6 protein-coding genes and 1 pseudogene are annotated in these 10,877 nt (G+C 63.9%); all 7 read left to right on the top strand.

From position 1 onward, the window contains the following. Positions 1-269, top strand: a pseudogene (locus K0H48_RS01300) (hypothetical protein); the annotation flags it as partial. A 325-nt stretch (positions 270-594) separates the two neighbouring features. Further along, complete coding sequence (gene lexA / locus K0H48_RS01295; RefSeq protein WP_017135402.1) at positions 595-1,212, top strand: transcriptional repressor LexA; 618 nt, start codon at positions 595-597, stop codon at positions 1,210-1,212. Continuing rightward, positions 1,212-1,826: a translesion DNA synthesis-associated protein ImuA gene (gene imuA / locus K0H48_RS01290; RefSeq protein ID WP_219266028.1), complete on the top strand. Its 615-nt coding sequence runs from the start codon at positions 1,212-1,214 to the stop codon at positions 1,824-1,826. Before lexA ends, imuA begins: the two co-directional genes overlap by 1 nt. A gap of 7 nt (positions 1,827-1,833) precedes the next feature. Further along, positions 1,834-3,246, top strand: coding sequence for a DNA polymerase Y family protein (locus K0H48_RS01285; protein ID WP_219266027.1), 1,413 nt, complete (start codon positions 1,834-1,836; stop codon positions 3,244-3,246). Next, positions 3,243-6,314, top strand: coding sequence for an error-prone DNA polymerase (locus K0H48_RS01280; protein WP_257626806.1), 3,072 nt, complete (start codon positions 3,243-3,245; stop codon positions 6,312-6,314). Before K0H48_RS01285 ends, K0H48_RS01280 begins: the two co-directional genes overlap by 4 nt. Positions 6,315-6,424: 110 nt before the next feature. Next, complete coding sequence (locus K0H48_RS01275; RefSeq protein ID WP_138815724.1) at positions 6,425-8,137, top strand: ATP-binding protein; 1,713 nt, start codon at positions 6,425-6,427, stop codon at positions 8,135-8,137. Then, on the top strand, positions 8,134-10,653 hold the full coding sequence (gene uvrA, locus K0H48_RS01270) for an excinuclease ABC subunit UvrA (protein ID WP_219266023.1): 2,520 nt from the start codon (positions 8,134-8,136) through the stop codon (positions 10,651-10,653). Before K0H48_RS01275 ends, uvrA begins: the two co-directional genes overlap by 4 nt. Positions 10,654-10,877 lie beyond the last annotated feature (224 nt).

The raw sequence follows: 10,877 nt of genomic DNA, 5'->3' as shown, positions 1-10,877 counted from the left end.
TGCAAGGCAAAGCCTATCTAGCTGATGCAACGCGGTCTAAATGTGGGAGCGGGCTTGCTCGCGAATGCGGTGTATCAGAGACAGATAAATTGACTGGCCCACCGCATTCGCGAGCAAGCCCGCTCCCACAGTTGACTGCATCCAACCTTGACGGCGAGGTCGGCTGTTGCTGTTGCTTCGGCCCTTACATCCTTTTCGATGACGAAGTCAGCGGTCTTTTGATCTGCGCTTTTGATCTTGATCTTGATCTTGATCTGCTTTTGATCTGAGAATCGCCCCGTCAAACACGATGGCCGGAATCTGACAGTGATTTGGGGGGTAAACCGGCAGGGATGCCGGTTTAGCCGCGCTGGGCCAAGGATGGCCCAGCGCGGCGGCCCCCCAAATCAGTGTCGGATTGCGGGCATGCCGAGCCACAGCGAGGCACCGAGTGTTGGGGCGAAGACTTTTTGGTTACTTTTGTGTCTTTACAAAAGTGACCCGCCGTCAGGGCGGAACCCTAAGCGGCCGTTACCCAAATAATGGATATGCACTCAACCCCAATCCCCAATCCCGACTACCGGCTATTGTCAGAAATTTCCCACAAGAGTACAAATGTACTCCATGACAACCCTGACCCCCCGCCGCACCGCCATCCTGACCTTTATCCGCGACCGTATCGCGCAACAAGGCCAGCCCCCAAGCCTCGCCGAGATCGCCGAGGCGTTTGGCTTCGCCTCGCGCAGCGTCGCACGCAAACACGTAGTGGCCCTGACCGAAGCCGGCTTTATCGAGGTCAACCCCAACCAGGCCCGTGGCATCCGCCTGCTCAACCAACCGGCGCGCCCCGAATGGCTGGATGTGCCTGTGCTCGGTCGCGTTGCCGCCGGCCTGCCCATCGGCGCCGATGCCGAAGTGCACAACCGCCTGCAACTGGACCCCGCCACCTTCGCCAAAACCCCGGATTACCTGCTGCGTGTGCAGGGCGATTCGATGATTGAAGACGGCATCCTCGACGGCGACCTGGTGGGCGTACGCCGCAGCGCCGAAGCCTTGAACGGGCAGATCGTGGTGGCACGCCTGGACGGCGAAGTCACCATCAAACGCTTTGAGCGCCACGGCGAGCAGGTGCGCCTGCTGCCACGCAACCCCGCGTATCAACCGATTGTGGTCGGGCCGGATCAGGACTTGGCCATCGAAGGCGTGTTCTGTGGCCTGGTGAGGCAAGGCTGATGGGCGCCGTCGTTGCCCTGGACACGCTGTTCAATGGCGGCCGCGTCTGGAAAGGCCGGCCCGCCGCGCCGCCGGCCAGCGTACACCCCACCGGGCTGGCGGCGTTGGACGCAGTGTTGCCCACGGGCGGCTGGCCGGAGTCGGCGTTGAGTGAAATTCTGATGGCGAAGGAGGGCGTTGGCGAGCTGCAATTGGTGTTGCCGACCCTGGCCCGCTTGTCCACGGCGGGCGAGCGCATTGTGCTGGTGGCGCCGCCCTACACGCCGTACCCACATGCCTGGCAGAATGCCGGAGTGGATCTGCGTCAGCTTTCGGTGATCCAGGCCGAGGCGTGCGACGTGTTGTGGGCGGTGGAGCAGTGCCTGCGTTCCGGCAGTTGCGGCGCGGTGCTGTGCTGGCCGCGCAAGGCCGATGACCGTGCCCTGCGGCGCTTGCAGGTGGCGGCCGAGACCGGGCAGACCCTGGCGTTTGCCTGGCGCGCTTTGAGCGAGGCGGTCAATTCATCGCCCGCCGCCTTGCGCCTGGCCGTCGAGGCAAAACCTGCGCAAGTGCGGGTGCTCAAGTGCCGGGGCGGCTTGGCCCACCCGGCGCCGATAGCCCTGGCGGGGCACTGAGGTTGCCATGCGCTGGGTGTGTATTGTCTTCCCGCAATTGGCGCTGGACGGGGTGCAGCGTGTGCACCCTGAGCCGGATCAACCCTTGGTACTGCTGGCCGGCACCCCGCAGCGCCGCGTGCTGCAAACCGTCAATGCCGCTGCCCGGGCTTTGGGGCTGCGCCCAGGTCAATCGCTGACGGCCGCGCATGCCCTGGCCAAAACCTTTGCCAGCGCCGAATACGACCCCGCCGAAATCGAGCGCTGGCAGCAGTTCCTCGCCGCCTGGGCCTACCGTTTCAGCTCCCAGGTCAGCGTGTATTACCCGCGTGCGTTGCTGTTTGAGATCGAGTCGAGCCTGGGCCTGTTCGGGCCGTGGCCGCAGTTCGAGGCGCGCTTGCGTCAGGAGTTGACCGAACTGGGCTTTCGCCACCGTATCGTCGCGGCGCCCAACCCGGCGGCGGCGCGGGTGCTGGCGAATATCTACGATGGCCTGGCGATCGGTGAGGACGCGTTGCAGCAAGCCCTGGCGCCGCTGCCCATCGACCGCGCCGGTCTGGACCCGCAGGCGGCCACGGCCTTGTCACGCATGGGCCTGCGCACCTTGGCCCAGGTGCAGGCGCTGCCCCGGCATACCCTGGCGCGACGCTTTGACGCCGGTTTGCTCAAGCACCTGGATGCCCTGAGCGGGCAGCGCCCATTGGCCTTGGCGTTTTACCAGCCGCCGGATCAGTTCGACGTGCACATCGAGCTGAATTTCGACGTGCAATCGCACCAGGCGCTGCTGTTCCCGTTGCGGCGTTTGACGGGTGACTTGTCCGCCTTCCTCTGCGGGCGTGACAGTGGCGTGCAGCGCTTCGACTTGCACTTGGAGCACGCCCAGGCGCCCGACAGCGTGATCAAGGTCGGCCTGCTCAGCGCCGAGCGCGAACCGTCGATGCTGTTCGAACTGGCCCGTGGCCGTCTGGAGCAGGTGCAAGTCACCGCGCCGGTGCGTGGTTTTCGCCTGGTGGCCCAGGACCTGCCGGTGTTTGTGCCGCAACGCCAGGACCTGTTCGACGATCGCCCACAACAAACCTTGCCTTGGGAGCAACTGCGCGAACGCCTGCGCGCACGGCTTGGCGATGAGGCCGTACAAAGCCTGCGCTTTCACGCCGACCATCGCCCCGAATGTGCCTGGCAAGCGGCCGCCGACCCTCGCGCGTGCCCGACTTTGCACAAGGTGCAGCGCCCCGGCTGGTTGCTGACTGAACCGACCTTGCTGGCCGAGCAGGGCGTGCAGATCCTGATGGGCCCGGAACGCATCGAATCCGGCTGGTGGGATGGCGCCGATGTGCGCCGTGACTATTACCTGATCCGCACCCGCGCCGGTCAGCAAGGCTGGGCCTATCGCTGTGTGGGGCAAAGCGACGGGCTGTGGCTGCAAGGCTGGTTCGCATGAGCTACGCCGAGTTGCATTGCCTGTCCAATTTCAGTTTCCAGCGCGGCGCGTCCAGTGCGCTGGAGCTGTTCGAGCGTGCCAAGCGCCAAGGCTACAGCGCCCTGGCGATCACCGATGAATGCACCTTGGCGGGCATCGTGAGAGCCTGGCAGGCGGCGAAGGCGGTGGAGTTGCCGCTGATTATCGGCAGCGAGATGCGCATCGAAAACGGCCCGAAACTGGTGTTGCTGGTCGAGAATCTGAGCGGCTACCAACACCTGTGCCGCCTGATTACCCTGGCTCGCCGCCGCGCCGAAAAAGGCCGTTACCGCCTGCTGCACGCCGACTTCGAACAACCGATGCCCGGCCTGCTGGCGCTGTGGGTGGCCGAGGACAGCGACACCCAGGCCTCGATCCAATGGCTGCAACACACCTTCGCCGAACGCCTGTGGCTGGCGGTGCACCTGCACTGCGGCCAGGACGATGCGCGCCATTTGCAACAGCGCCTGGCCCTGGCCGCCAGCCTGCAGATCCCGGCGGTGGCTTGCGGCGATGTACACATGCATGCGCGGGGTCGCCGGGCCTTGCAAGACACCATGACCGCGATCCGCTATCACGTGCCGGTGGCCGAAGCCGGCACGCGCCTGCACCCCAATGGCGAGCGGCATTTGCGCGGCCTCGACGCGCTGGCCGCGCTGTACCCGCAAGCGCTGCGTGATGAAACCCTGGCCATCGCGAAACGTTGCACCTTTGACCTCAGCCAGTTGCGCTACCACTACCCACGCGAGCTGGTGCCCGCCGGTCATGACGCGCAATCCTGGCTGCGCGCGGTGACCGAGGAAGGCATTGCCCAGCGCTGGCCGAAGGGTGTCGACGCCAAGACCTTGCAGCAGATCAACAAGGAATTGGTGCTGATCAGCGAGCTGGGTTACGAAAGCTACTTTTTAACGGTGCACGACATCGTGCGCTTCGCCCGCAGCCGCTCGATCCTGTGCCAGGGCCGTGGTTCGGCGGCCAACTCGGCGGTGTGTTTTGCCTTGGGCATCACCGAAATCGACCCGAGCCTGACGAGCATGCTGTTCGAGCGTTTCCTGTCCAAGGAGCGCAATGAACCGCCGGATATCGACGTGGATTTTGAACACGAACGCCGCGAGGAAGTGCTGCAGTACGTGTTCCAACGCTACGGCCGCACCCGCGCGGCGTTGACGGCGGTGGTCAGCAGTTATCACGCGTCCGGCGCGGTGCGCGACGTGGCCAAGGCCCTCGGTTTGCCGCCGGACCAGATCAACGCGCTGGCCGACTGTTGCGGGCGCTGGAGTGAAGATGCGCCGCCGCTGGAACGCCTGCGCGAAGGTGGCTTCGACCCGCAAAGCCCGATCCTGCGGCGTGTGCTGACCTTGACTCAACAACTGATCGGCTTCCCCCGGCATTTGTCCCAGCACCCCGGCGGTTTTGTGATTTCCGAATACCCGCTGGATACCCTGGTGCCGGTGGAAAATGCCGCCATGGCCGAGCGCACCATTATCCAGTGGGACAAGGACGACCTCGACGCCGTGGGCCTGCTCAAGGTAGATATCCTCGCGCTGGGCATGCTCAGCGCGATCCGCCGCTGCTTCGACTTGCTGAGCCGCCATCGCAATCGCGATATGTCTCTGGCAGGCATACCCAAGGAAGACCCGGCCACCTACGCAATGATCAGCAAGGCCGACACCATCGGCGTGTTCCAGATCGAGTCGCGGGCGCAGATGTCGATGCTGCCCAGGCTCAAACCGCAGAACTTCTACGACCTGGTGATTGAGGTGGCGATTGTGCGGCCTGGGCCGATCCAGGGCGGCATGGTGCATCCGTACCTGCGGCGTCGGAATAACGAAGAGCCCACCACTTATCCGTCACCTCAACTCAAAGCCGTCCTTGAACGTACTTTGGGTATACCGCTGTTCCAGGAGCAGGTGATGCAGATCGCCATGGTCGCCGCCGACTATGGCCCAGGCGAAGCCGACCAGTTGCGCCGCTCCATGGCCGCCTGGAAACGCCATGGCGGTCTCGAACCGCATCAGCAGCGCCTGCGCACTGGCATGCTCAAGAACGGCTACAGCGAGGAATTTGCCGCGCAGATCTTCGAGCAGATCAAAGGCTTTGGCAGCTATGGCTTCCCCGAGTCCCACGCGGCCAGTTTTGCCTTGTTGACCTACGCCAGTTGCTGGCTCAAGTGCCATGAACCGGCGGCGTTCGCCTGCGCCTTGATCAACAGCTGGCCCATGGGTTTCTATAGCCCGGACCAGATCCTGCAGGATGCGCGGCGCCATCGCTTGCAGATCCGCCCGGTGGATGTGCTGGCCAGTGACTGGGATTGCAGCCTGGAGCCTGTCGAGGGCCAGCAACCGGCGATTCGCATGGGCTTGCGCATGATCTCGGGGTTTCGTGAGGAGGATGGGCGGCGCATCGAGGCGGCGCGCCAGCGTCGTGTGTTCAGCGACATTGCCGACCTGGACGAGCGCGCCGGCCTGGATGCACGGGCCCAGGCATTGCTGGCGGATGCCGGGGCCTTGCGTGGGTTGGCGGGCAACCGGCACACCGCGCGCTGGGAAGTGGCAGGCGTGCATAAACAGCTGGGGTTGTTCGCGGGCCTGCCGAGCCCCGAAGAAGCGGCGGTGCAATTGCCCGCACCGACGGTTGGCGAAGACCTGCAGGCCGACTACGCCACCGTCGGCACCACGCTCGGCCCGCACCCGTTGGCGTTGTTGCGTGATGAGTTGCGCAAACGGCGCTGCCGCAGCTCGATGGAACTGATGGCAGTGGAGCATGGGCGTAATGTCAGCGTGGCCGGTCTGGTGACCGGGCGTCAGCGCCCGGGCACCGCCAGTGGCGTGACCTTTGTGACGTTGGAGGATGAATTCGGCAACCTCAATGTGGTGGTCTGGCGCGACCTGGCAGAACGCCAGAGGCAGGCGCTGGTCGGTTCGCGGCTGCTCAAAGTCGACGGGCGCTGGGAGGCGGTGGGCGAGGTGCGGCACCTGATTGCCGGGCGTCTCACCGACCTGACGCCACTGCTGGAAGGCATACATGTGCGCAGCCGGGATTTTCATTGAAACCAGTGGTTTTTGCCGGCGTTAGCTCCTAACGTATAACAAGTGAAACCATCTGCTGCTGACGCGCTCCAAAACGTTGCCCCTGCCCTCATTTTGCACAGAGCCAACCGATGCAGTTTTTATCCAACCCCCATGGCTGTGAAGGCTGGTCCGGTGAAATGGCCCAGCGGATCCGCGCCTTCGATTGGTCGACGACCGACCTGGGTCCGATCGACACCTGGAGCGCCAGCCTGGCCTGCAACGTGCAGATGATGCTGGCCTCGCCCGTGCCGATGGTGATGCTGTGGGGGCAGGCGGGCTACATGATCTACAACGACAGCTATTCGGTGTTTGCCGGCGGTCGGCATCCGTATTTGCTCGGCACGCCGGTGGAGCTGGGCTGGCCGGAAGTGGCCGAGTTCAATCGCCACGTGGTGGGCACCTGCCTGGCGGGTGGCACCTTGACGTTTAACAACAAAGACCTGGTGTTGTTGCGTAACGGCAAGCCGGAAACCGTGTGGCTGGACCTCTATTACAGCCCCGTCGCCGGGGATAATCAGCAGCCGGCCGGGGTGTTGGCGATTGTGGTGGAAACCACCGAGCATGTGCATTCCGAGCGCCTGCGCCAGGAGCTGACCCACAACCTGGAGCAACGCGTTGCCGCCGAAGTGCAAGCGCGCTCCGCCGCCGAAGACCAGTTGCGCCAATCGCAGAAGCTTGAAGCCATCGGCGGCCTGACCGGCGGCGTGGCCCATGACTTCAATAACCTGCTGCAAGTGATCGCTGGCAACCTGCACCTGTTGGCCCGGCATGAACCGGACAACCCCCAGGTGCAGCGCCGCGTCACGGCGGCCATCGCCGCGGTGGAGCGCGGTGCCAAGCTGTCCTCGCAACTGTTGGCGTTTGCGCGTCGCCAGCCGTTGTCGCCAGCGGTGTATAACCCGCAACGCATCTACGCCGGTTTAGGTGAACTGCTGCAACGGGCGCTGGGGGAGACCATTCATATCGACGTGCAACTGCCCCAGGATTCCTGGTGCATCAATGTCGACCGCAACCAATTGGAAAACGCGCTGCTCAACCTGGCGATCAATGCCCGCGATGCCATGCAAGGTGAGGGCGTGATTCGTATCAGTGGCGAAAATATCATCCTCAACCCGGGCGATTGCGTGGGTAAAAGCATCAAGCCCGGCGAATACGTGCGCCTGGCGGTGACCGACACCGGGGTCGGTATGCCCCAGGAGGTGCTCAAGCGTGCGTTCGAGCCGTTCTTTACCACCAAGCGTGAAGGGCATGGCACCGGCCTGGGCCTGAGCATGGTGTTCGGTTTTGTACGCCAAAGCGGCGGGCATGTGGACGTACGGAGCGAGGAGGGCAAAGGCTCGGTGGTGCAGATGTATTTCCCCCGCAGCCTGGAACCCGAATGTGGTGAGGTCGACACCGAGCAGGCAACCCATAGCGGCGGCCAGGAAACCATCCTGGTGGTCGAGGACAACGAAGGCGTGCGCCTGACCGTGGTCGAGTTGCTGCAACAATCGGGCTACACCGTACTGACCGCCGAAGACGGTGATCGGGCCATGCAGGCCCTGCAAAACGACGTGCGCCCGGACCTGATCTTTACCGACGTGGTGATGCCCGGCCGGGTCAAAAGCACCGACCTGGCCGACTGGGCCCGCGTGCAGCACCCGCCGGTGGCGGTGCTGTTCACGTCCGGCCACACCCGCGACATTCTTTCCAGCACTCATCTGCTGAGCCCCGACATTCATCTGCTGAGCAAGCCCTACAGCCCCGAAGCCCTCACGCAACGGGTGCGCAGCGTGCTCACCGCCCGACAAGGTTGCCCATGACCTCACAGCGCAACATCCCCCCGATCACTGCCCAGCGCCCAGGCTTTGTACGTGTGCGCGGCGCCCGCGAACACAACCTGCGTAACGTCGATGTGGATATTCCCCGGGATGCCCTGGTGGTGTTTACCGGCGTGTCGGGTTCCGGCAAATCATCCCTGGCGTTTTCCACGGTGTATGCCGAGGCCCAGCGCCGCTATTTCGAATCGGTGGCGCCCTATGCACGGCGCCTGATTGACCAGGTCGGCGTGCCGGATGTGGACTCCATCGAAGGTCTGCCACCGGCCGTGGCCCTGCAACAGCAGCGTGGCACGCCGAGTGCGCGCTCGTCGGTGGGCAGCGTCACCACCTTGTCGAGCCTGATTCGCATGCTGTATTCGCGCGCCGGCAGTTATCCGCCGGGGCAGGCGATGCTGTATGCCGAGGACTTCTCACCGAACCTGCCCCAGGGCGCTTGCCCGCACTGCCACGGCTTGGGCCGTGTGTATGAAGTGACTGAGGCGCTGATGGTGCCCGATCCGTCCTTGACCATTCGCCAGCGTGCGGTGGCGTCCTGGCCGTTGGCGTGGCAGGGGCAAAACCTGCGCGACATCCTCGTGACCTTGGGCTATGACGTGGACATCCCATGGCGCGACCTGCCGAAAAAGCAGCGCGACTGGATTCTGTTTACCGAAGAAACCCCGACCGTGCCGGTGTACGCAGGCTTCACCCCGCAGCAGACCCGCGACGCGCTGAAGCGCAAGCTGGAGCCGAGCTACCAGGGCACGTTCAGCGGTGCGCGGCGCTATATCCTGCACACCTTCAGCCACACCCAAAGCGCACTGATGAAAAAGCGCGTGTCGCAGTTCATGCAGGGCAGCGCCTGCCCGGCGTGTGAGGGCAAGCGTTTGAACAAGGCGGCGCTGTCGGTGAAGTTTGCCGGGGTGGACATCGGCGCGCTGTCGCAGCTGTCGCTGGCGCAGTTGGCCGAGCTGCTGCGCCCGGTGGCGGCGGGGCAGGACACGATGAAACTGTCGGTGGAAAAACGCCTGGCGGCCCAGCGTATCGCCCAGGACTTGCTGGAGCGGGTCAGCACCCTCACTGAGTTGGGCCTGAGCTATCTGTCCCTGGAGCGCAGCACGCCCACATTGTCATCCGGGGAATTGCAGCGCCTGCGGCTGGCCACCCAATTGGGCTCGCAGCTGTTCGGTGTGATCTATGTGCTGGACGAGCCCTCGGCGGGCCTGCACCCGGCAGATGGCGAAGCGTTGTTCACTGCGCTTGAGCGTTTGAAAGCCACCGGCAATTCGTTGTTTGTGGTGGAACACGACCTGGAAACCATGCGCCGCGCCGACTGGCTGATCGACGTGGGCCCGGCTGCCGGTGAGCACGGCGGGCAAGTGCTGTACAGCGGCCCGCCCGCGGGGTTGGCGGATGTGCAGGCGTCGCAGACGCGCGAGTATTTGTTCGCCGAGCGGCGCGCTTGCAGCACGACGCGACGTGAGCCGTCCGGCTGGCTGAAGCTTGAAGGCGTGACGCGTAATAATCTCAAGGACCTGAGCGTGGATTTCCCGCTGGGTTGCTTTACGGCGGTGACGGGTATTTCCGGTTCGGGCAAGTCCAGCCTGGTCAGCCAGGCGTTGCTGGAACTGGTGGGTACGGGGTTGGGGCGTGTGCTGGAAAGCGACGAAGAGCCGAGCCTTGAAGATGATGCTCCACAAAGCAGTGGCGGGCGGATCAGCAGTGGCCTGGAACAGATTCGACGTCTGGTGCAGGTGGACCAGAAGCCCATCGGTCGCACGCCGCGTTCCAATCTCGCTACCTACACCGGTTTGTTCGACAACGTGCGCAAACTCTTCGCGGCTACGCCAGCGGCCAGGAAGCGCGATTACGATGCTGGGCAGTTCTCTTTCAACGTCGCCAAGGGCCGCTGCCCGAATTGCGAAGGGGAAGGTTTTGTCAGTGTCGAGTTGTTGTTTATGCCCAGTGTGTATGCGCCGTGTCCGACGTGTCATGGGGCGCGTTATAACCCTGAGACGTTGGCGATCAAGTGGCAAGGCTTGAGCATCGCCCAGGTGCTGGGGTTGACGGTGGAGCAGGCGGTCGAGGTGTTTGCCGAGCAGCCTGGGGTGTTGCGTTCGTTGGTTGTATTGCGCGATATCGGCCTGGGGTATCTGCGGTTGGGGCAGCCGGCGACTGAACTGTCCGGCGGTGAGGCGCAGCGGATCAAGTTGGCGACCGAGCTGCAACGCAATGCCCGGGGTGCGACCTTGTATGTGTTGGATGAGCCGACTACTGGTTTGCATCCTCGGGATGTGGATCGCTTGCTTAGCCAGCTGAATCATTTGGTGGATGCGGGGCACACGGTGGTTGTGGTGGAGCATGAGATGCGGGTGGTGGCCCAGGGGGATTGGGTGATTGATATAGGGCCGGGGGCTGGGGATTTGGGTGGGAAGGTGGTGGCTTGTGGTACGCCGCAGAAGGTGGCCAAGAGCAAGGGCAGTCGCACTGCACCGTTTTTGGCGCGGGAGTTGGTCTAACTGTCAGCGCCGATTAATTGTGGGAGCTGGCTTGCCTGCGATGGCGGTGTTTCGGTGTACATATCCGTTATTTGGGTAACGGCGGCTTAGGGTTCCGCCCTGACGGCGGGTCACTTTTTGAAGGACCAAAAAGGTAACCAAAAAGTCCTCGCCCCCACCACTCGGCACCTCGCTTAGGCTCGGTGTGCCCTCACTCCGGCTTGAATCCGTGGGCCGCCGCGATG

The sequence above is a fragment of the Pseudomonas sp. Xaverov 259 genome (assembly GCF_019352915.1).
Taxonomy (GTDB): Bacteria; Pseudomonadota; Gammaproteobacteria; order Pseudomonadales; family Pseudomonadaceae; genus Aquipseudomonas.
Note: the sequence above shows the minus strand (reverse complement) of the source record. Positions and strands in the feature narration are given on the sequence as shown.

Excerpts from the sequence above, each read along its gene's own strand:
- K0H48_RS01280 (WP_257626806.1), top strand. The coding sequence starts at position 3,243 with ATGAGCTACGCCGAGTTGCATTGCCTGTCCAATTTCAGTTTCCAGCGC.
- uvrA (WP_219266023.1), top strand. The coding sequence starts at position 8,134 with ATGACCTCACAGCGCAACATCCCCCCGATCACTGCCCAGCGCCCAGGC.
- lexA (WP_017135402.1), top strand. The coding sequence starts at position 595 with ATGTACTCCATGACAACCCTGACCCCCCGCCGCACCGCCATCCTGACC.
- K0H48_RS01285 (WP_219266027.1), top strand. The coding sequence starts at position 1,834 with ATGCGCTGGGTGTGTATTGTCTTCCCGCAATTGGCGCTGGACGGGGTG.
- K0H48_RS01275 (WP_138815724.1), top strand. The coding sequence starts at position 6,425 with ATGCAGTTTTTATCCAACCCCCATGGCTGTGAAGGCTGGTCCGGTGAA.
- imuA (WP_219266028.1), top strand. The coding sequence starts at position 1,212 with ATGGGCGCCGTCGTTGCCCTGGACACGCTGTTCAATGGCGGCCGCGTC.